General features: G+C 69.6%; 17 protein-coding genes. 7 read left to right on the top strand and 10 right to left on the bottom strand.

Annotation, left to right across the window (positions count from 1 at the left end; translation table 11 throughout):
* Window positions 1-31: 31 nt before the first annotated feature.
* Genes ACIBJG_RS08195 through coxB form a run of 3 tightly spaced genes read right to left on the bottom strand, consistent with a single transcriptional unit; the run spans window position 32 to window position 3,128 of the window.
* Window positions 32-430, bottom strand: a complete 399-nt coding sequence (locus ACIBJG_RS08195) for a cytochrome c oxidase subunit 4 (protein ID WP_399305450.1) — start codon at window positions 428-430, stop codon at window positions 32-34.
* On the bottom strand, window positions 427-2,163 hold the full coding sequence (gene ctaD, locus ACIBJG_RS08190) for a cytochrome c oxidase subunit I (protein ID WP_399305448.1): 1,737 nt from the start codon (window positions 2,161-2,163) through the stop codon (window positions 427-429). The genes ACIBJG_RS08195 and ctaD overlap by 4 nt, the downstream gene beginning before the upstream one ends.
* On the bottom strand, window positions 2,160-3,128 hold the full coding sequence (coxB, locus tag ACIBJG_RS08185; RefSeq protein ID WP_399305446.1) for a cytochrome c oxidase subunit II: 969 nt from the start codon (window positions 3,126-3,128) through the stop codon (window positions 2,160-2,162). The genes ctaD and coxB overlap by 4 nt, the downstream gene beginning before the upstream one ends.
* Window positions 3,129-3,399: 271 nt before the next feature.
* Between coxB and ACIBJG_RS08180 the strand changes: the two genes are divergently transcribed.
* The gene (locus ACIBJG_RS08180) at window positions 3,400-4,782 is read left to right on the top strand and encodes a cysteine desulfurase/sulfurtransferase TusA family protein (protein ID WP_399305444.1); all 1,383 of its coding nucleotides are present in this window, start codon (window positions 3,400-3,402) and stop codon (window positions 4,780-4,782) included.
* A gap of 8 nt (window positions 4,783-4,790) precedes the next feature.
* Here the strand turns inward: ACIBJG_RS08180 and ACIBJG_RS08175 are convergent, their stop codons facing one another.
* The gene (locus ACIBJG_RS08175; protein ID WP_399305441.1) at window positions 4,791-5,765 is read right to left on the bottom strand and encodes a carbohydrate kinase family protein; all 975 of its coding nucleotides are present in this window, start codon (window positions 5,763-5,765) and stop codon (window positions 4,791-4,793) included.
* Window positions 5,766-5,921: 156 nt separating this feature from the next.
* On the opposite strand from ACIBJG_RS08175, the gene ACIBJG_RS08170 reads away from it, so the two are divergent.
* Together ACIBJG_RS08170 and ACIBJG_RS08165 are read left to right on the top strand one after the other, a co-directional pair.
* Window positions 5,922-6,119, top strand: a complete 198-nt coding sequence (locus ACIBJG_RS08170; protein WP_399305439.1) for a hypothetical protein — start codon at window positions 5,922-5,924, stop codon at window positions 6,117-6,119.
* A 134-nt stretch (window positions 6,120-6,253) separates the two neighbouring features.
* A complete protein-coding gene (locus ACIBJG_RS08165) occupies window positions 6,254-7,723 on the top strand; it encodes a hypothetical protein (protein ID WP_399305436.1) in 1,470 nt (489 codons plus the stop codon).
* Between the two features lie 79 nt (window positions 7,724-7,802).
* On the opposite strand, the gene ACIBJG_RS08160 is transcribed toward ACIBJG_RS08165, so the two are convergent.
* Window positions 7,803-8,159, bottom strand: a complete 357-nt coding sequence (locus ACIBJG_RS08160) for an iron-sulfur cluster assembly accessory protein (RefSeq protein WP_030970782.1) — start codon at window positions 8,157-8,159, stop codon at window positions 7,803-7,805.
* Window positions 8,160-8,384: 225 nt separating this feature from the next.
* On the opposite strand from ACIBJG_RS08160, the gene nadA reads away from it, so the two are divergent.
* The gene (nadA, locus tag ACIBJG_RS08155) at window positions 8,385-9,581 is read left to right on the top strand and encodes a quinolinate synthase NadA (protein WP_399305434.1); all 1,197 of its coding nucleotides are present in this window, start codon (window positions 8,385-8,387) and stop codon (window positions 9,579-9,581) included.
* A gap of 67 nt (window positions 9,582-9,648) precedes the next feature.
* Here nadA and ACIBJG_RS08150 read toward each other — a convergent pair whose 3' ends face one another.
* The 5 genes from ACIBJG_RS08150 to ACIBJG_RS08130 all read right to left on the bottom strand — a co-directional run bounded on the left by ACIBJG_RS08150 (window position 9,649) and on the right by ACIBJG_RS08130 (window position 16,182).
* Window positions 9,649-12,804 carry an efflux RND transporter permease subunit gene (locus ACIBJG_RS08150; RefSeq protein ID WP_399305432.1) on the bottom strand — a complete coding sequence of 1,052 codons (3,156 nt, stop codon included), beginning with the start codon at window positions 12,802-12,804 and terminating at the stop codon, window positions 9,649-9,651.
* 166 nt (window positions 12,805-12,970) lie between these two features.
* The gene (locus tag ACIBJG_RS08145; protein ID WP_399305430.1) at window positions 12,971-13,669 is read right to left on the bottom strand and encodes a response regulator; all 699 of its coding nucleotides are present in this window, start codon (window positions 13,667-13,669) and stop codon (window positions 12,971-12,973) included.
* Window positions 13,666-14,934: a sensor histidine kinase gene (locus ACIBJG_RS08140; RefSeq protein ID WP_399305427.1), complete on the bottom strand. Its 1,269-nt coding sequence runs from the start codon at window positions 14,932-14,934 to the stop codon at window positions 13,666-13,668. The genes ACIBJG_RS08145 and ACIBJG_RS08140 overlap by 4 nt, the downstream gene beginning before the upstream one ends.
* 174 nt (window positions 14,935-15,108) lie before the next feature.
* A complete protein-coding gene (locus ACIBJG_RS08135) occupies window positions 15,109-15,387 on the bottom strand; it encodes a hypothetical protein (protein ID WP_399305425.1) in 279 nt (92 codons plus the stop codon).
* A gap of 9 nt (window positions 15,388-15,396) precedes the next feature.
* Window positions 15,397-16,182, bottom strand: a complete 786-nt coding sequence (locus ACIBJG_RS08130; protein ID WP_399305423.1) for a PspA/IM30 family protein — start codon at window positions 16,180-16,182, stop codon at window positions 15,397-15,399.
* Window positions 16,183-16,477: 295 nt separating this feature from the next.
* On the opposite strand from ACIBJG_RS08130, the gene ACIBJG_RS08125 reads away from it, so the two are divergent.
* The 3 genes from ACIBJG_RS08125 to ACIBJG_RS08115 all read left to right on the top strand — a co-directional run bounded on the left by ACIBJG_RS08125 (window position 16,478) and on the right by ACIBJG_RS08115 (window position 19,090).
* Window positions 16,478-17,077, top strand: a complete 600-nt coding sequence (locus ACIBJG_RS08125) for a DUF3043 domain-containing protein (protein ID WP_399306253.1) — start codon at window positions 16,478-16,480, stop codon at window positions 17,075-17,077.
* An 83-nt stretch (window positions 17,078-17,160) separates the two neighbouring features.
* Complete coding sequence (locus ACIBJG_RS08120) at window positions 17,161-17,919, top strand: class I SAM-dependent methyltransferase (protein ID WP_399305421.1); 759 nt, start codon at window positions 17,161-17,163, stop codon at window positions 17,917-17,919.
* Between the two features lie 79 nt (window positions 17,920-17,998).
* On the top strand, window positions 17,999-19,090 hold the full coding sequence (locus ACIBJG_RS08115) for a S1C family serine protease (protein ID WP_399305419.1): 1,092 nt from the start codon (window positions 17,999-18,001) through the stop codon (window positions 19,088-19,090).
* Window positions 19,091-19,181: the final 91 nt, after the last annotated feature.

The raw sequence follows: 19,181 nt of genomic DNA, 5'->3' as shown, positions 1-19,181 counted from the left end.
CAGGTGGAGCGGTGTCACGGGTGGAGCGGTGTCACTGGGTGCGGTTCTCACCGCGGTAGTACTCGAAGACCCAGCCGAACAGACCGATCAGGAGCATCGGGGCCGAGAAGTAGAGCAGCCACCAGCCGAAGACGACCCCCATGAAGGCGAACAGGCCGCCGACCGCCAGGGAGAGCGGCTGCCAGCTGTGCGGGGAGAAGAACCCCACGTCGCCGGCCTCGTCCGCCACATCGGCTTCCTTGTTGTCCTGCGCCAGTGCGTCGACCCGCCGGGCCGTGAAGGCCAGGTAGAAGCCGATCATGACGCTCAGGCCGAAGGCCAGGACGAGCGCGGTGGTACCGACCGGCTCCTTGGACCACACGCCGTAGGTGATGGCGATGACGAGGATGAACAGCGCCAGACCGAGGAACATCTTGCCCTGGACCTTCACTTGCCCGTCTCCTTTCCGCCGGCGAGGGCCTTGTCGTCCTCGGAGTGGTGCTCAAGCTGTTCGAGCGCCGCGATCTCCGGGTGGTGCAGGTCGAACGCCGGGGATTCGGAACGGATCCGGGGCAGCGTGATGAAGTTGTGCCGCGGCGGCGGGCAGGAGGTCGCCCACTCCAGCGAACGGCCGTAGCCCCACGGGTCGTCGACCTCGACCTTCTTGCCGTACTTGGCCGTCTTCCAGACGTTGTAGAAGAACGGCAGGATCGACAGGCCGAGCAGGAACGAGGAGATCGTCGAGATCGTGTTCAGTGCGGTGAAACCGTCCGCGGCCAGGTAGTCCGCGTAACGACGCGGCATGCCCTCGGCGCCCAGCCAGTGCTGCACCAGGAACGTGCCGTGGAAGCCGATGAACAGCGTCCAGAAGGTGATCTTCCCGAGCCGCTCGTCCAGCATCTTGCCGGTGAACTTCGGCCACCAGAAGTGGAATCCGGAGAACATCGCGAACACCACGGTGCCGAAGACGACGTAGTGGAAGTGCGCGACCACGAAGTACGAGTCCGAAACGTGGAAGTCCATCGGCGGCGAGGCCAGGATGACGCCCGTCAGACCACCGAAGGCGAAGGTGATCAGGAAGCCGACCGCCCACAGCATCGGTGTCTCGAAGGACAGCGAGCCCTTCCACATCGTGCCGATCCAGTTGAAGAACTTCACCCCGGTGGGCACCGCGATGAGGAACGTCATGAAGGAGAAGAACGGCAGGAGCACGCCTCCGGTGACGTACATGTGGTGCGCCCACACGGTCACGGAGAGACCGGCGATGGAAATCGTCGCGGCCACCAGGCCGATGTATCCGAACATCGGCTTGCGGCTGAACACCGGGATCACTTCCGAAATGATCCCGAAGAAGGGCAAGGCGATGATGTACACCTCTGGATGCCCGAAGAACCAGAAGAGGTGTTGCCATAGCAACGCCCCGCCGTTGGCCGCGTCGAAGACATGCGCACCGAATTTTCGGTCCGCCTCCAGCGCGAAGAGCGCCGCCGCCAGCACCGGGAAGGCCAGCAGGACCAGCACACCGGTCAGCAGGACGTTCCAGACGAAGATCGGCATGCGGAACATCGTCATGCCGGGGGCGCGCATGCAGATGATCGTGGTGATGAAGTTGACCGAACCGAGGATCGTGCCGAAGCCGGAGAAGGCCAGACCCATGATCCACATGTCGGCGCCGACACCCGGCGAACGGACCGCGTCCGACAGCGGGGAGTAGGCGAACCAGCCGAAGTCGGCCGCACCCTGCGGGGTGAGGAAGCCGGCCACCGCGAGGATCGAGCCGAAGAGGTACAGCCAGTACGCGAACATGTTCAGCCGCGGGAACGCCACATCGGGCGCGCCGATCTGCAGCGGCATGATCCAGTTCGCGAATCCGGCGAACAGCGGCGTCGCGAACATCAGCAGCATGATCGTGCCGTGCATCGTGAACGCCTGGTTGAACTGCTCGTTCGACATGATCTGCGTGCCCGGTCGGGCCAGCTCGGCGCGCATGAAGAGCGCCATCAGTCCGCCGATGCAGAAGAACGCGAACGATGTGACCAGGTACATCGTGCCGATCGTCTTGTGGTCAGTGGTGGTCAGCCACTTGATGACGACGTTTCCCGGCTGCTTGCGCCGGACCGGCAGCTCGTCCTCGTACGAGTCGTCTGCTGCCGCGGCACCCTGAGGTTCATTGAGGATGCTCACAGTTTGTTCGTCTCCGCATTCCTGGCCGGGTCAGTCTGCTCGATGCCGGCCGGCACGTAGCCCGTCTGGCCCTTCTTCGCCAGCTCCTTCAGGTGCGCCTGATAGCGCTCCGGGGAGACGACCTTGACGTTGAAGAGCATCCGGGAGTGGTCGACGCCGCAGAGCTCGGCGCACTTGCCCATGAAGGTGCCCTCCTGGTTGGGAGTCACCTCGAAAGCGTTGGTGTGGCCCGGAATGACGTCCTGCTTCATGAGGAACGGCACCACCCAGAAGGAGTGGATGACGTCACGCGAAGTCAGGACGAAGCGAACCTTCTCACCCTTGGGCAGCCACAGGGTCGGGCCGGGGTTGCCGTTCTGCGGGTTCCGGTCTCCCGGGACGCCGACGTCGTAGACGCCGTCCGCACCCTTGGGGAAGTCCTCGCGGAACCGGTCCGGGATGGCGTCGAGCTCCTTGGGGACCTCGTTGCCCGTGGCGGACTCGCCGTCCACGTTCTCGATGTAGTTGAAGCCCCAGCTCCACTGGTAGCCGACCACGTTGATGGTGTGGGCCGGCTTCGGGGAGAGCGTGAGGAGCTTCGTCTCGTCTCGCGCGGTGAAGTAGAACAACACCGAGACGATGATCAGAGGGACCACGGTGTACAGCGCCTCGATGGGCATGTTGTACCGGGTCTGCGGAGGTACCTCCACCTTGGTGCGGCTGCGCCGGTGGAAGATCGCACTCCAGATGATCAGTCCCCAGACAAGGGCACCCGTGGCGAGCGCTGCCGCCCACGAGCCCTGCCAGAGGGAAAGGATCCGGGGTGCCTCTTCCGTTACCGGGGTGGGCATACCGAGGCGGGGGAAATCCTGCCAGTTGTATGAACAACCGGAGGCCGTCGCCAGGACCAGGCCCGCAGTCAGCACCTGCGGCAGCTTCCGCCGCATCGGGCGCCGCGACAAGCGGTCGGAGCCGTTGGGACTCACGTAGCGCCTTCCCGAGAGTCTCGCCCGCACGGTCGGCGCGCCCGTCTCGCTGGTCGGTCGCCGGCCCTGACGCGGGCAGGGGTTTGGATGTTTATGCGGACCAAACCCTACTGGACGCTATTTGGGGTCGCGCGGGGAGGGTGCCCAACGCGCCGCCCGACTCCCCGAAGGGGTGGAATCCGGGGCTCCGGACACCATCTGACGCCCCCTCTCCCGGCCGTCCGGGCAGCCGGGTCCCGGGACGCGTCCGGTGCCGGGCTAGCGTGGCCGGGTGCCCTACTTCGACGCCGCGTCCGCCGCCCCCCTCCACCCCGTCGCCCGCCAAGCGCTGCTTGCCGCACTGGACGAGGGCTGGGCCGACCCGGCCCGCCTCCACCGCGAGGGACGGCGGGCCAGGCTGCTGCTGGACGCCGCCCGGGAGACGGCCGCGGAGGCCGTCGGCTGCCGCCCCGACGAGCTGACCTTCACCTCGTCGGGCACGCGGGCGGTCCATTCCGCAATTTCCGGAGCTCTCGCGGGGCGTCGGCGTGTCGGCCGCCATCTGGTGGTGTCGGCGGTCGAACACTCGTCGGTGCTCCATTCGGCCGCCGCCCACGAGAGCGGGGGCGGATCGTTCACCGAGGTCGCGGTGGACGGCACGGGCGCGGTGAGCGCGCAGGCGTACGCGAGCGCGCTGCGCGAGGACACCGCGCTGGCCTGTCTGCAGTCCGCCAACCACGAGGTGGGCACCGAACAGCCGGTGGCCGAGGTGGCCGGACTCTGCCGGGCCGCGGGCGTGCCACTGCTGGTGGACGCCGCCCAGTCACTGGGGTGGGGGCCGGTACCGGCCGGCTGGTCACTGCTGACGGCGAGTGCCCACAAGTGGGGCGGACCGGCCGGGGTCGGGCTCCTCGCGGTGCGCAAGGGCGTACGGTTCGCCGCCCAAGGCCCCACGGACGAACGGGAGTCGGGACGGGCCGTCGGCTTCGAGGACGTTCCGGCGATCGTGGCCGCGGCGGCGTCCCTGCGGGCGGTGCGGGCGGAGGCGGCCGCGGAGTCGGTGCGGCTGCGGGCCCTGGTCGACCGGATCCGGAGCCGGGTGCCGGCACTGGTGCCCGATGTGGAGGTGGTGGGCGATCCGGTGCGGCGGCTGCCGCATCTGGTGACCTTCTCCTGTCTCTATGTCGACGGAGAGACCCTGCTCCATGAACTGGACCGGTCCGGCTTCTCCGTATCGTCCGGTTCGTCCTGCACGAGCAGCACGCTGACGCCGAGCCATGTGCTCAAGGCGATGGGAGTGCTCTCGGAGGGCAACGTCCGCGTGTCGTTGCCGGCGGGCACGTCCGGCGAGGACGTCGACCGCTTCCTGGAAGCACTGCCCCCGGCCGTGGCGGGCGTACGGGAGAAGCTGGGCGCCCCGGCCGCGACCGTCCCCTCCCCCGCCCCGGCGCCCTCGCTGGTCGTTGACGCACTCGGCAGGCGCTGCCCGATTCCGGTGATCGAACTCGCAAAGGTGATCGGGGAGGTACCGGTGGGCGGGACGGTGACGGTGCTGTCCGACGACGAGGCGGCGCGCCTCGACATTCCGGCCTGGTGTGCGATGCGTGAGCAGGAGTACGTGGGTGAGGAGCCGGCGGACCGGGGCTCGGCCTATGTGGTCCGCCGGCTGTCCTGACGCGGGCTTCAGGCGAGGTGCGTGCGCACCTCGGCGGCGGCCTCGTGTCCGTACGCCTTGGTGAAGCGGTCCATGAAGTGGTTGCGGTGCAGGGTGTACTCCTGCGTGCCGACCGTCTCGATGACCAGGGTGGCGAGCATGCAGCCGACCTGGGCGGCCCGCTCGTGCCCGACGCCCCAGGCGAGACCGGAGAGGAATCCGGCACGGAAGGCGTCGCCGACACCGGTCGGGTCGGCCTTGACGTTCTCCTCCGGGCAGCCGACCTCGATCGGCTCCTCGCCGACGCGCTCGATCCGCACGCCCTGGGCGCCGAGGGTGGTGACCCGGTGGCCGACCTTGGCCAGGATCTCGGCGTCGGTCCAGCCGGTCTTGGACTCGATGAGCCCCTTCTCGTACTCGTTGGAGAAGAGGTACGTGGCGCCGTCGAGCAGGATGCGGATCTCGTCGCCGTCCATCCGCGCGATCTGCTGCGAGAAGTCCGCGGCGAACGGGATCCCGCGGGAGCGGCACTCCTCGGTGTGGCGGAGCATCCCCTCGGGGTCGTCGGCGCCGATGGAGACGAGGTCGAGGCCGCCCACACGGTTGGCGACGGCCTTCAGCTCGATCAGGCGGGCCTCGCTCATGGCGCCCGTGTAGAAGGAGCCGATCTGGTTGTGGTCGGCGTCCGTCGTGCAGACGAAGCGGGCGGTGTGCAGGACCTCGGAGATCCGGACCGAGCCGGTGTCGACGCCGTGGCGGTCGAGCCAGGCCCGGTACTCGTCGAAGTCGGAGCCCGCGGCGCCGACCAGGATCGGACGGGTGCCCAGCAGGCCCATGCCGAAGCAGATGTTGGCGGCGACACCTCCCCGGCGCACGTCCAGGTTGTCGACCAGGAAGGAGAGCGAGACCGTGTGCAGCTGGTCGGCGACCAGCTGGTCGGCGAATCGGCCGGGGAAGGTCATGAGGTGGTCGGTGGCGATGGAGCCGGTGACTGCGATACGCACGGGGAGACTGCTCCTGCGGAGGTCGAGGGGAACGGTGACTGCCGTTCCCGGGGCGGCGTGACAGTTAACGCTACCGGTTCCCGCAGCCGGGGAAAGGGTAAAACTACCCGATAGTAGGGCTTTCCTCCCGAGCTCCGGAGTGCCTACGGTGCCGATATGTCGAACAACATCGTTTCGCGCGAGTCCGAGACCGGTCTGGCCGAGCTGCGCGGAGACTGCGCGCGAATGGCCCCGCACTGGGTGGTACCCGCGAAGATCGCCCCCACCCCTGTGACGGCGTCCCTCATTCACGGCGTGACCGTGCCCCCCGCCTCGGCCCGGCTGATCGAAGCGATGGCGGAGTACGGCGACTGAGCGACCGGGCTCCCCGTCGCACCCGCCGCCCCGGAAGGGAACCGCGCGCGCCCGCGCCCCGTCCCACCGGTGTTCCGCACCAACGGGACGAGCCCGCACAGGGCCTTGGCGTACGACGGCGAAGGAGCGAACCGGTGAGCACCGAGCGACCCGACAACGAAGTGACCCGCCCCCGGCGGCGGCCTCCCCTCGCCGTGGCCTCGGTGGCGGCGGCCGTGCTCCTGGCCGGTGGCGGCGGCGCGTACTGGGCGGCGACCGCGGAGGGTCATGGCGGCGGTGAGTACAGCGCCGGGGACCGTTCCAGCTCCACTCCCCCACTGCTCGCTCTGGACGAGCGGGCCGGCGGACCGGCCACGCCCTCCCCACGCCCCTCGGCCCCCACGCAGGGCATCGCGCCGGGCGAGCCGGATCCGCACGGCGGACGGCTGGTCTACCGCGCGCCCGGCACCCTGCCGGACGGCCCGGACAGGGCGGCCGTCCAGCGTGCCGAAGGGGCCGTCTCGGCGGCCGAGGTGGCCCGGCTGGCCAAGGCACTGGGCCTGCAGGGCACCCCGCAGGCGGCGGGCACGTCCTGGAAGGTGGGCTCCGACGGGGACGGGTCGGGACCGGTACTGCGGGTGACCAGGCAGGCGCCGGGGACCTGGACGTTCGCCCGTCATGGCTCCGGCGGCACGGACAACTGCGAGAGCGTGACGGTCTGTTCGAGCAAGCAGGTGGCGCCGGGCGGATCGGGCACGCCGGTGAGCGAGAAGGCCGCGAAGGCCGCCGCGGTGCCGGTACTGAAGGCGGTCGGCCAGGACGACGCGGCACTCGACGCCCGCCAGTTGACGGGCTCGGTCCGGGTGGTGAACGCCGACCCGGTGGTGGGCGGACTGCCGACGTACGGCTGGGCGACCGGGATCCAGGTCGGCCCCGAGGGTGAAGTGGTCGGTGGCAGTGGGCAGTTGAAGGGCATGGAGAAGGGCGCCGACTACCCGGTGATCGGTGCGGCAGAGGCGCTGAAGCAACTGAACGCCGCGCAGCCGCCGAGTGGCGCCAAGACCGGCGACTGCGCCACTCCCGCACCACTGGAGAACGGCGAGAAGCCCTCCCGCATGAGCTGCGGCACGCGGACCGGGGCCGAGTCGCCCACCACGACGGTGACGGTCGACAAGGCGACCTTCGGCCTGGCCGCCCGGTACGTGGACGGGAAGCAGCTGCTCGTACCGTCCTGGATCTTCACGGTCCGGCCGGGCGCCGGCGGGACGGGCGACACCGTCACCCAGGTCGCGGTGGATCCGGCGTACCTGACGAAGGACGCCCCCTCGGAGAAGACCCCGGACAGCGGTGGAACGACGAAGTCCCAAGGCGCCATCACGTCGTACAGCGCCGACGGGCGGACGCTCTCGGTGACGTTCTGGGGCGGCGTCTGCAGTACGTACGCGGCGAGCGCGAGCGAGGACGGCGGCGCGGTGCGCGTGTCCGTGACGGAGTCGAAGCCGGAATCGGGCAAGGTCTGCATCATGATCGCCAAGGAGCTGACCCGTACGGTCACGCTGGACCAGCCGCTGGGCGAGCGGAATGTGGTCGACGCGGCGTCGGGCACCGTGGTGCCGCGCGGCTGACACCCCACACGCACACGACAACGGCGGCGGCCCCGGATCGGAATCCGGGGCCGCCGCCGTACCGTCGCCGCTGCGCCCTCTAGCTGAAGGAGTCGCCGCAGGCGCAGGAACCCGTGGCGTTCGGGTTGTCGATCGTGAAGCCCTGCTTCTCGATGGTGTCCACGAAGTCGACGGAGGCGCCGCCCAGGTACGGGGCGCTCATCCGGTCCGTGACGACCTTGACGCCGTCGAAGTCCTTCACGACGTCGCCGTCCAGCGAACGCTCGTCGAAGAAGAGCTGGTAGCGCAGGCCCGAGCAGCCGCCGGGCTGAACGGCGACGCGCAGCGCCAGGTCATCGCGGCCTTCCTGCTCCAGCAGGCCCTTGACCTTGGCTGCGGCGGCGTCGGACAGGAGGATGCCGTCGCTCACGGTGGTGGTCTCGTCCGATACGGACATCTGCTTCTCTCCCGGGTTGTACGGAGTCTGCTTGCCGACGTTGCAACCGTCGGGACCGCGGATTCATTCCGGGCCGCGCGCTTGCCTGTTCCCATTCATGCTCGCACACCACCCCCTCGGGCGGATGCGTCACATCGACGCTATCGGCATCGTCAAAGTGACGTGAAGCAGTTATGATAGATAGCGTCAATTAGACGAAAAGGCGTCCTCCGCAGAGAAGAAAGGGTGCGTGACGTGACCACGGCCCACCCCGTCCAGGACCTCGACGTCCAGCCGACTCCCCTCGCCCTGCTCCTGCTCGGCCGCGACGCCGACCCCAGGAGCGAGCGTGGCGTCGAATGCCCCGGCGACCTGCCCTCCCCGTCCGACCCGGACCTGGTGGAACGCGCCCGCGCGGCCAAGGAGAAGCTGGGGGAGAAGGTCTTCGTCCTCGGGCACCACTACCAGCGCGACGAGGTCATCCAGTTCGCGGACGTGACCGGCGACTCCTTCAAGCTGGCCCGCGACGCGGCGGCCCGGCCGGAGGCCGAGTACATCGTCTTCTGCGGTGTGCACTTCATGGCGGAGTCCGCGGACATCCTGACCACCGACGATCAGAAGGTCGTGCTGCCGGACCTGGCGGCGGGCTGCTCGATGGCCGACATGGCCACCGCAGAGCAGGTCGCCGAGTGCTGGGACGTGCTGACGGAGGCCGGCGTCGCCGAGCAGGTCGTGCCCGTCTCGTACATGAACTCCTCCGCGGACATCAAGGCCTTCACCGGCCGCCACGACGGCACGATCTGCACCTCGTCGAATGCGAAGCGGGCCCTGGAGTGGGCCTTCGAGCAGGGTGAGAAGGTCCTGTTCCTCCCCGACCAGCACCTGGGCCGGAACACGGCTGTAGGGGACATGGGGATGACGCTGGAGGACTGTGTCCTCTACAACCCGCACAAGCCCAACGGCGGCCTCACCGCCGAAGAGCTGCGCAACGCGAAGATGATCCTTTGGCGCGGGCACTGCTCGGTGCACGGGCGCTTCTCGGTGGAGTCCGTCAACGACGTGCGGGCCCGCATACCCGGCGTCAACGTCCTGGTGCACCCGGAGTGCAAGCACGAGGTCGTCGCAGCCGCGGACTACGTCGGCTCGACGGAGTACATCATCAAGGCCCTGGAGGCGGCCCCGGCCGGCTCGAAGTGGGCGATCGGCACCGAGCTCAACCTGGTGCGCCGCCTGGCGAACCGGTTCGCGGCCGAGGACAAGGAGATCGTCTTCCTCGACAAGACGGTCTGCTTCTGCTCGACGATGAACCGCATCGACCTGCCGCACCTGGTGTGGACACTGGAGTCGCTGGCCGAGGGGAACCTGGTCAACCGGATCGAGGTCGATCCGGAGACCGAGAAGTACGCCAAGCTCGCGCTGGAGCGGATGCTGGCACTGCCGTAGGCGTAGCGCACACCCGGAAGGCCCCGGCACCTCGATCTGAGGTGCCGGGGCCTTCCGGGTGATCGGGTCAGGCCTTCGCGGGCTCCGGCTCCTCGGAGGTGGTCTCCTCCGAGGCGTCCGGGGCCGGTACGCCGGCCTTCCTGGCCCGCTTCGCGGCCTTCTTCTTCGCGCGGCGCTCCTTGAAGAGCTCCACCATCGTGTACAGCGTGGGCACCAGGAGCAGCGTCAGCAGCGTCGAGGTGACCAGGCCGCCGATGACCACGACGGCCAGCGGCTTCGAAATGAGCCCGCCCTCGCCGGTGACGCCGAGCGCCATCGGGAGGAGGGCGAAGATCGTCGCGAGTGCCGTCATCAGGATCGGGCGCAGACGGTGGCGGCCGCCCTCGATGACCGCCTCGACGACGCCGAGGCCCTGGGCTCGGTACTGGTTGATCAGGTCGATCAGCACGATCGCGTTCGTCACCACGACGCCGATCAGCATCAGCATGCCGATCATCGCCGCGACGCCCATCGCCGTGCCGGTGATGAGCAGCAGACCAATAGCGCCGGTGGCCGCGAACGGGATGGAGACCAGCAGGATCAGCGGCTGGACGAGCGAGCGGAAGGTGGCGACCAGCAGCATGAAGACGATCGCGATCGCCGCCAGCATGGCCAGACCCATCTTCACGAACGCGTCGGCCTGGTCCTCGCTGACGCCGCCGATGGTGGCGGTGGCACCGTCCGGGAGGTCGAGTGCGTCGATCCTCTTGCTGAGGTCGCTGCTGACCGAGCCGGTGTCGTCACCGAGGGGCTTGGCCGTGATCGTCGCGGCGCGCTGGCCGTCGATCCGGGTCATGGAGACCGGCCCGGGGACCAGCTTCACGTCCGCGATCGCGCCGAGCTTGACCGGCCCGAGGGGGAGGTTCTTCAGCTCCTCCATCGTGGTGGCCGGGTGGGTGGACTTGATGACGACGTCGCGCTCGGTGTCGTCCATGATCGCCTTGCCGGACGGGGTGCCGCGCACCGCTCCGGCGACGGCCGCGCCGAGGGCGGCCTGGTTGAAGCCGGCGTCGGCGGCCTTGGCATTGGCCGTGACCGAGATCCGCGGGATGCTCTGCGCGAGGTCGCTCTGGACGTCAGTGACGTCCTTGAGCTTCGCGACCTCGGCTCGCACCTCTTCGGAGGCCTTCTTCAGGGAGTCCGCGTCGGCGGCCTTGACCACGACGCTCAGGTCCTGGCTGCCGAAGCCGTCGCCTGCGGCGATGGTGGTGTCGCCGATGCCGTCGAGCTTGCCCAGGGCGGTGTCGATGCGGTCCTGGGCGGCCTCGAAGTCCCCGGAGTCCTTCAGGGTGACCTGGTAGGAGGCCTGGTTGGCCCCCGTGCCGCCGCCGAAGGCCGCCATGAAGCCGGACGAGCCGACGGTGACCTGGTAGGTCTTGACGCCCTTGTCGTCGGTGAGGACCTTCTCCACCTTCTTGGCCGCCTCGTCGGCGGCCGCCAGGCTGGTGCCCGGGGTGAGCTCCTGCTTGATGGTCAGGACTTCCTGCTCGCCCTGGTCGAAGAAGGTGGTCTTGAGCAGCGGGGCCATACCGAAGGTGCCGATGAGCACAACGACGGCGAGGACGATGCTCGTGATGCGGCGCCGGGTGGCGAAGCGCAGCACCTTGACGTACAGCTGCTGGAGTCTGCTGCGGGATTCCTTCTCCTCGGCCTCGCGGCGGGCGGTGTCCGGGTCCTCCGAGGTGCCCTTGGGTGCGCGCAGGAACCAGTAGGACAGGACGGGGACCACGGTCAGCGAGACGATCAGGGAGGCCAGCAGGGCCACAGAGACGGTCAGTGAGAACGGGCCGAGGAGCTGGCCGACCATGCCGCCGACGAGGCCGATGGGCAGGAAGACGGCGACGGTGGTCAGCGTCGAGGCCGTGACCGCGCCGGCCACTTCCTTTACCGCGGTGATGATCGCGGAATGGCGCTCCTCGCCGTAGCCGAGGTGGCGCTTGATGTTCTCCAGGACGACGATCGCATCGTCGACGACTCGGCCGATCGCGATGGTCAGCGCGCCCAGGGTGAGCATGTTGAGCGACAGGTCACGGGTCCAGAGCACGATCAGGGTGAGGACCACCGAGAGCGGGATGGAGACGGCGGTGACCAGGGTCGAGCGGAGCGAGGCCAGGAAGACCAGGATCACGATGACCGCGAAGAGCAGGCCGAGCGCGCCCTCGGTGGTCAAACCCGAGATCGCCTTGGAGACGGCGGGGCCCTGGTCGGAGACGACGGTCAGCTCGGCGCCGGCGCCGAGGTCCTTGCGCAGGTCGGGCAGCTTGTCCTTGACCGCGTCCGAGATGGCGACGGCGCTGCCGTCCTTGTCCATCGTCGCCATGACGGCGAGGCTCGGCTTGCCGTTCGTGCGGGTGATGGAGACCGCGGTGGAGGGCTCCTGCTTCACCGTCGCGATGTCACCGACCCGGACCGGCTTGCCCGGCTTGCCCGTCGCCGGGTTCTGCCCGACGACCCGCAGGTCCTCGATCTGCCGCAGCGAGGTGAAGGCGCCGCCGACCTGGACGGTGCGGCTCTTGCCCGCCTCGGAGAACGCACCCGCCGGGACGGTCGCGCCGCCGGCCTGGAGCGCCTGGGCGAGCGAGCCGGCGTTCAGTCCGGCCGCCGCGAGCTTCCTGTCGTCGGGCGTGATGGAGACCTGGAGGTCCTGCACACCGTCGACGGCGACCTGGCCGACGCCGTCGATGTCCTCCAGCGCGGGGACGACGGTGCGGTCCAGCTGGTCGGCGAGCGCCTGCTGGTCCTTGTCGGAGGTGACGGCGAGGACGACGGTCGGGATGTCGTCCGTCGAGCCGGCGACGACCTGCGGGTCCACGTCGTCGGGCAGCTGGATGCGGGCGCGGTTCACCGCCTGCTGGATGTCCGCGACGAGCTGCTTGGTGCCCTCGTCGCCGAAGTCGAACGTCGCCATGATGACGGCGTTGCCCTCGCTGGCGGTCGAGGTCATTCCGGTGACGCCGTCGACGGCCTTGATCGAATTCTCGAGCGGTTCGACGACCTGCTTCTCGACCACATCGGGGGACGCACCCTGGTAGGGGGCGAGCACCGACACCATCGGCAGTTCGATGGTGGGCAGCAGCTGCTGCTTGAGCTGCGGGATCGCGATCGCTCCGAACACGAGCGCGACGATCGAGATCAGCCCGATCAGGGCCCTTTGCGCGAGGCTGAATCTGGACAGCCAGGACATGGGTGGGTCTCTCTTCTGTGGCTTACGCGGCAGGTGGGCGGGCAACTCGGGGACAGACCCGGCCCACCTCTCCACGATCGCTCACCGACCGAGTCGAAAGCGTCGGCCCCAAGGTCGCTTTCTTACGCCGCGCATACCGCAGCTGGAGTACGCCGCGGCTGCACCCTCACTCCACCCTGGGGCGGACCAGGCCCGATTCGTACGCAATGACGACCAGTTGGGCCCGGTCCCGGGCCCCCAGCTTCGCCATCGCCCTGTTCACATGGGTCTTGACCGTGAGCGGGCTGACCACCAGGCGCTCGGCGATCTCGTCGTTGGACAGCCCGCCCGCGACAAGCACCAGCACCTCGCGCTCCCGGGTGGTCAGGGCCTCCAGACGCGCGGAGTACTCGGCGGCTCCCGGTCCGCCGTCGGCCGAACTGCCGCCCTGTGCGAGGAACGTGGCGATCAGCCCCTTGGTCGCGGCGGGCGACAGCAGCGCCTCGCCACCTGCCGCGATCCGGATGGCGTTGAGGAGTTCCTCCGGTTCCGCCCCTTTTCCGAGGAAGCCCGAGGCGCCGGCCCGCAGCGACTGCACCACGTACTCGTCCACCTCGAAGGTGGTGAGCATGACCACGCGAACGCCCGCGAGTTCCGGATCGGCGCTGATCATCCGGGTCGCGGTGAGCCCGTCCGTACCGGGCATCCGGATGTCCATCAGCACCACGTCGGCGCGGGTCGAGCGGGCCAGTTCCACGGCCTGCGCCCCGTCGGCGGCCTCGCCGACCACCTGCATGTCGGGCTCCGAGTCGACCAGCACCCGGAACGCGCTGCGCAGCAGCGCCTGGTCGTCGACGAGCAGCACCTTGATGGCGGCCGGTGTCATGCGTTCTCCCCCGTCCGGCCCACCGCGCCCGGATGATCCGGCTCCTGCGCACGGGCCTTGAGGGGCAGGATCGCATGAACCCTGAATCCGCCGCCGTATCGGGGGCCGGCGGTGAGGGTGCCGCCCAGGGCGGTGACCCGTTCCCTCATCCCGAGGAGGCCGTGGCCGCCGCCGACGACATCGCCCGAGCCGCCCGCCGTTCCCCGCCCGTTGTCCAGCACCATGACCTCGGCCGTGGCCCCGACCCGTACGACGCTGATCTCGGCCTTCGCCCCGGGGCCCGCGTGCTTGCGCACATTGGTCAATGCCTCCTGGATCACCCGGTACGCGGCCAGGTCCACGGCGGCGGGCAGCGGCGGGCCCTCCTTCGCCGCGCAGGCCAGCTCGACGGGCAGCCCCGCCTGCCGCACGTTCTTCACGAGCTCGTCGAGGACGGCGAGGCCGGGGGCGGGTTCGGTCGGCGCGGTCGGGTCGCCGGACTGACGCAGCAGCCCCACGGTGGCCCGCAGTTCGTTGAGCGCGGAGCGGCTCGCCTCCCGGACGTGGGCGAGCGCTTCCTTGGCCTGGTCGGGGCGCCGGTCCATGACGTGGGCGGCGACCCCGGCCTGCACGTTGACCAGGGCGATGTGATGGGCGACGACGTCGTGCAGGTCACGGGCGATGCGCAGCCGCTCCTCGGCCACCCGGCGCCGGGCCTCCTCCTCACGGGTCCGCTCGGCCCGTTCGGCGCGCTCCCTGATGGCACCGACGAACGCGCGCCGGGAGCGGACGGCGTCCCCCGCCGCGCCCGCCATCCCGGTCCAGGCGAAGATCCCGAGGTTCTCCTGGCTGTACCAGGGGGCCGCCCCGAAGAGCATCGCGGCCGCGGTGAGCACGGCCATGGTGAGCAGCCCGACCCGCCAGGTCGTCGGCCGGTCGGTGCGGGCGGCCACGGTGTAGAGCGCGATGACGGTGCTCATCACCACGGGTGCCGACGGATCGGCCGTCACCAGTTCGACGACGGCGAGCACCCCGGTCGCGGCCAGCACGGCCATCGGCCGACGGCGCCGCCAGACCAGGGCGAGGGCGCCCAGCGCCATCAGGAACACGCTGCCGGCCGCGGGCGCCCGGGTGCCGAAGGTGGGCCCGTGGTGCGCGCCCGGATCGGCGAACGATCCGACGACCATGGCCACGTACACGGCCAGGGCGAGCGCGCCGTCCAGCGCGAGGGGATGGTCGCGCAGCCAGTTCCGGATGCGCAGAACCCCGGTTCCGAGGGTGGTCACGTCAAGCTACGTTACGGCGTGTCGCGAGGGAATCGGTGCGCGCGAGGGCAGAACCCGTGCCGGACCCGCCCCGGCGGTCGGAGCCCCGTACGCACGCGACCGTGCCCCGCGGGCCGGCGGGGCCGGTCACGGGGCACGAGGGTGCGGGTGCCGGGACTGCCGGCCGTCAGCCGGTCAGCCGGGAATCAGCCCGTCGTCGCTGAGCATGGCGCGGACCTCTTCGAGGGTCGCGTCGGGCGACGGCAGGATCAGCTCGGACGGCTCCAGGGAGTCGTCCGGCAAGGGCGTGCCGAGTTCGCGCACCCTTGCGAGGAGCGCGTGGAGCGTGGTGCGAAAGCCGGGGCCGTCGCCGCGCTCCATTTCGGCGAGCAGTTCGTCGTCGAGCTTGTCGAGCTCGGTGAGATGACTGTCGGCCAGGACTGCCTGGCCCTCCCCCATGATCCGTACGATCATGACGCTGCCTTAATTCTTGTCGAACTTGTGCGGGGACCGGGACTGGTCCTGCTGCTGCGCGGCATCCTGCGGGCCGCCCTCGATGGCCTGCTTCGACGAGGGGCCGCCGGCCAGTTCGGCCTTCATGCGCTGCAGCTCCAGCTCCACATCCGTACCACCGGAGATCCGGTCCAGCTCGGCGGTGAGGTCGTCCTTCGCCGTGCCGGTCGGGTCGTCCAGGGCTCCGGAGGCGAGCAGTTCGTCGATCGCACCGGCGCGCGCCTGCATCTGCTGGGTCTTGTCCTCGGCCCGCTGGATGGCCAGGCCGACGTCGCCCATCTCCTCGGAGATGCCCGAGAAGGCCTCGCCGATCCGGGTCTGCGCCTGGGCGGCCGTGTAGGTGGCCTTGATGGTCTCCTTCTTCGTACGGAAGGCATCGACCTTGGCCTGCAGCCGCTGGGCCGCCAGGGTGAGTTTCTCCTCCTCGCCCTGCAGCGTGGTGTGCTGCGTCTCCAGGTCGGTGACCTGCTGCTGGAGGGCCGCGCGGCGGGACAGCGCCTCGCGGGCCAGGTCCTCGCGGCCGAGCGCGAGTGCCTTGCGGCCCTGGTCCTCCAGCTTGGACGTCTGGCCCTGCAGCTGGTTCAGCTGCAGCTCCAGGCGCTTGCGCGACGTCGCCACATCGGCGACACCGCGACGCACCTTCTGAAGCAGCTCCAGCTGCTTCTGGTACGAGTAATCGAGGGTCTCGCGCGGATCCTCGGCCCGGTCAAGGGCCTTGTTTGCCTTCGCGCGGAAGATCATCCCCATACGCTTCATGACACCGCTCATGGGCTTCGCGCGCCCCCTTCTGACTCAACCGGTCACCAGCACTCCGACAGAACCCACAGTACGGGCCCTGCCTCTATTACCGCACTGTTCGAGCGGCGATGGGGTCCTCCCCAAGGACGACTGCCGCCGTTACCGCTCCGGCCCAGGGAGTAGGTGAGGGTCAGGGAAACCGGTGATGACGCCCGTATCGTCCCGCTCGTACACCAGCAAGGACGCAGGCCGTTGCCGGATCGTTCCCGGCCGGCCCGGTGTCGTGGCGATCGACCCCGTACCCTTGGGCCTTGTGTTCCGTAGCCGCTCCAAGGAAGAGAAGGCCCCCACCGACAAGGTGACGGCGGACCTCTCCAAGACGTCCCGCGACCCGCAGGCTCCCAAGGGTCGCCCCACCCCCAAGCGCAGCGACGCCCAGTCGCAGCGCCGTCGTGCCTCCAGTGGTGCGCCGACCGACCGCAAGGAGGCCATGAAGCGCCAGCGCGAAGCGCGCCGCGTCGACATGGCCAAGCAGCGTGAGGCGCTCGCCAGTGGCGACGAGCGCTACCTGCCGGCCCGTGACAAGGGCCCGGTGCGCCGCTTCGTCCGCGACTTCGTGGACTCGCGCTTCTGCATCGCGGAGTACTTCCTGCCGCTCGCCGTGGTCATCCTGATTCTCAGCGTGATCCAGGTGCAGGGCATCCAGAACATCTCGCTGCTGCTCTGGCTCGGCGTGATCGTGCTGATCGTCGTCGACTCGATCGGGCTCACGCTCCGCCTGCGCAAGCAGCTGAACGAGCGCTTCCCCGATACGCCCAAGCGCGGCGCGGTGGCCTACGGGCTGATGCGTACGCTCCAGATGCGTCGGCTCAGGCTCCCGAAGCCGCAGGTCAAGCGTGGAGAGCGACCCTGAGTACGGATCTCTCCGGTTCGGCCGGCGGCGCGTCCGCGGGCCGGCCGGGTGATGCGGTCTCCGGGTTCTCGGGGTCCTCGTCGGTGTGGTTGAAGGGGCTCGGCGGACTGCGCAACACCGTGCGCCAGGAGCTGGTCGCCCGACAGCTGGACGAACAGATCGCGGCACGCTTCCCGGTCGGGCAGCGGCTGCGGATCCTTGATGTCGGCATGGGCCAGGGCACGCAGGCCCTGCGCCTCGCCCGGGCCGGCCACACCGTCACCGGCCTCGAATCCGACCCCGAGATGCTGCGGGTCGCCCGCGAGACGCTCGGCGGCGAACCGGCGGGCATCCGCGAGCGGGTCCGGTTCATCGAGGGCAACGGCCAGGACACCGGGGTGCACTTCCTGCCCGGCAGCTTCGACGTGGTGCTTTGCCACGGCGTGCTGATGTATGTCCAGGAACCGGACGCCATGGTGGCCGGTCTGGCCAGGATGCTGGCGCCGGGCGGGCTGCTCTCGCTCCTCGTACGGAACGCCGACGCGCTGGCGATGCGGCCCGGGACCGCCGGAAACTGGGACGCGGCACTGGCCGCGTTCGACACGGACCGGTACACCAACCGCCTCGGGCTCTCGGTCCGCGCGGACCGGCTCGACGCCCTCACCGCCACGCTCGCCGGGATCGCGGCGCCGCTGCACGCCTGGTACGGGGTGCGGGTCTTCACGGACAACGTGAGCAACGACGTGGAACCGCCGTCCGCGGCGGAGCTGGAGCGGGTGCTCGCGGCGGAGGACCGGGCGGGCCGGACGGATCCGTACCGCGGGGTGGCCGCACTGCTGCACCTGTGCGGGGTGCGGGGGTAGCTGGTAGCCCCCTGGCGGGTGGGCCTCGGGCGGGCGCACCCAGCAGGCCGCCGACCGGGTTAAAAGTAATAATCCGGACATGGATGCCTTTCACCCCCGCCGCCGTGTGCGCCGGCTGCTGCTGCCTCTGTCCGCAGGTGTCTGTGCGATCGCGCTGGTGAGCGGTTGCTCCGACTCGAATTCCCACGCCTCGAACGCCGCTGCGACCAAGTCCGGATCGGCCCAGCAGGGCTCGGCCTCGAAGGCCGCCGGCGATCTCCAGAGCGAGTACCAGACCGCCATCAACAACGTGCTTCCGTCGGTGGTGCAGATCGACGCCTCCGAGAGCCTGGGCTCGGGCATCGTCTACGACGCCAAGGGCCACATCGTCACCAACGCCCACGTCGTCGGTGAGGAGAAGACCTTCAAGGTCACCGTGGCCAACGGTGAGAAGGTGATGAGCGCCTCGCTGGTCGCCGCCTATCCCGAGCAGGACCTGGCCGTCATCAAGCTGGACCACGTCCCGGCCGGGCTGAAGCCCGCGAAGTTCGGCGACTCGGAGAAGGTCGAGGTCGGCCAGATCGTGCTGGCGATGGGCTCGCCGCTCGGGCTGTCCAGCAGCGTCACCCAGGGCATCGTCTCGGCGCTCGGCCGGACCGTGAGCGAGAGCCGCGCGGGCGGCGGCACGGGGGCGACCATCGCGAACATGGTGCAGACATCGGCCGCGATCAACCCGGGCAACAGCGGGGGCGCGCTGGTGAACCTGAACAGCGAGGTCATCGGCATTCCGACCCTGGCGGCGACGGACCCCCAGATGGGTGACAGCGCGGCACCGGGCATCGGCTTCGCGATCCCCGTCTCGATGGTGAAGACGGTCGCCGACCAGATCATCAAGAGCGGCAAGGTCACCGACTCCGGCCGGGCGGCCCTGAACATCACCGGCCGTACGGTCGTCGACGACAGCTACAAACCGGCGGGCGTCGCGATCGTCAGTGTGGCGAAGGACGGCGCGGCCCAGAAGGCGGGGCTGCGGGCCGGCGACATCATCACGAAGGTCGGCGACACGCCCGTCACCACGATCACGTCCCTGTCGGAGGCGCTGGCCTCGGACAAGCCGGGCGAGAAGGTCACCGTGACGTATCTGCGCAGCGATGCGAAGAAGACGGCCGAGGTCACGCTCGGCGAGATCTAGGGCGTGTTTCGAAAGTAGCGCCGTCCGCCCGGAGGGCGGGCCGGGCGGCGTCTGGTGCGTGCGATCGCAAGGCGCCGGGAAGTCCTCGTAG

This window comes from Streptomyces sp. NPDC050422 (assembly GCF_044458665.1).
Lineage (GTDB): Bacteria > Actinomycetota > Actinomycetes > Streptomycetales > Streptomycetaceae > Streptomyces.
Note: the sequence above shows the minus strand (reverse complement) of the source record. Positions and strands in the feature narration are given on the sequence as shown.

What these genes read in the sequence shown, in the direction of transcription:
- ACIBJG_RS08170 (WP_399305439.1), top strand. Translation starts at nt 5,922, where the DNA reads ATGTCGAACAACATCGTTTCGCGCGAGTCCGAGACCGGTCTGGCCGAG.
- ACIBJG_RS08160 (WP_030970782.1), bottom strand. Translation starts at nt 8,159, where the DNA reads ATGTCCGTATCGGACGAGACCACCACCGTGAGCGACGGCATCCTCCTG.
- ACIBJG_RS08150 (WP_399305432.1), bottom strand. Translation starts at nt 12,804, where the DNA reads ATGTCCTGGCTGTCCAGATTCAGCCTCGCGCAAAGGGCCCTGATCGGG.
- ACIBJG_RS08145 (WP_399305430.1), bottom strand. Translation starts at nt 13,669, where the DNA reads ATGACACCGGCCGCCATCAAGGTGCTGCTCGTCGACGACCAGGCGCTG.
- ACIBJG_RS08135 (WP_399305425.1), bottom strand. Translation starts at nt 15,387, where the DNA reads ATGATCGTACGGATCATGGGGGAGGGCCAGGCAGTCCTGGCCGACAGT.
- ACIBJG_RS08130 (WP_399305423.1), bottom strand. Translation starts at nt 16,182, where the DNA reads ATGAAGCGTATGGGGATGATCTTCCGCGCGAAGGCAAACAAGGCCCTT.
- ACIBJG_RS08115 (WP_399305419.1), top strand. Translation starts at nt 17,999, where the DNA reads ATGGATGCCTTTCACCCCCGCCGCCGTGTGCGCCGGCTGCTGCTGCCT.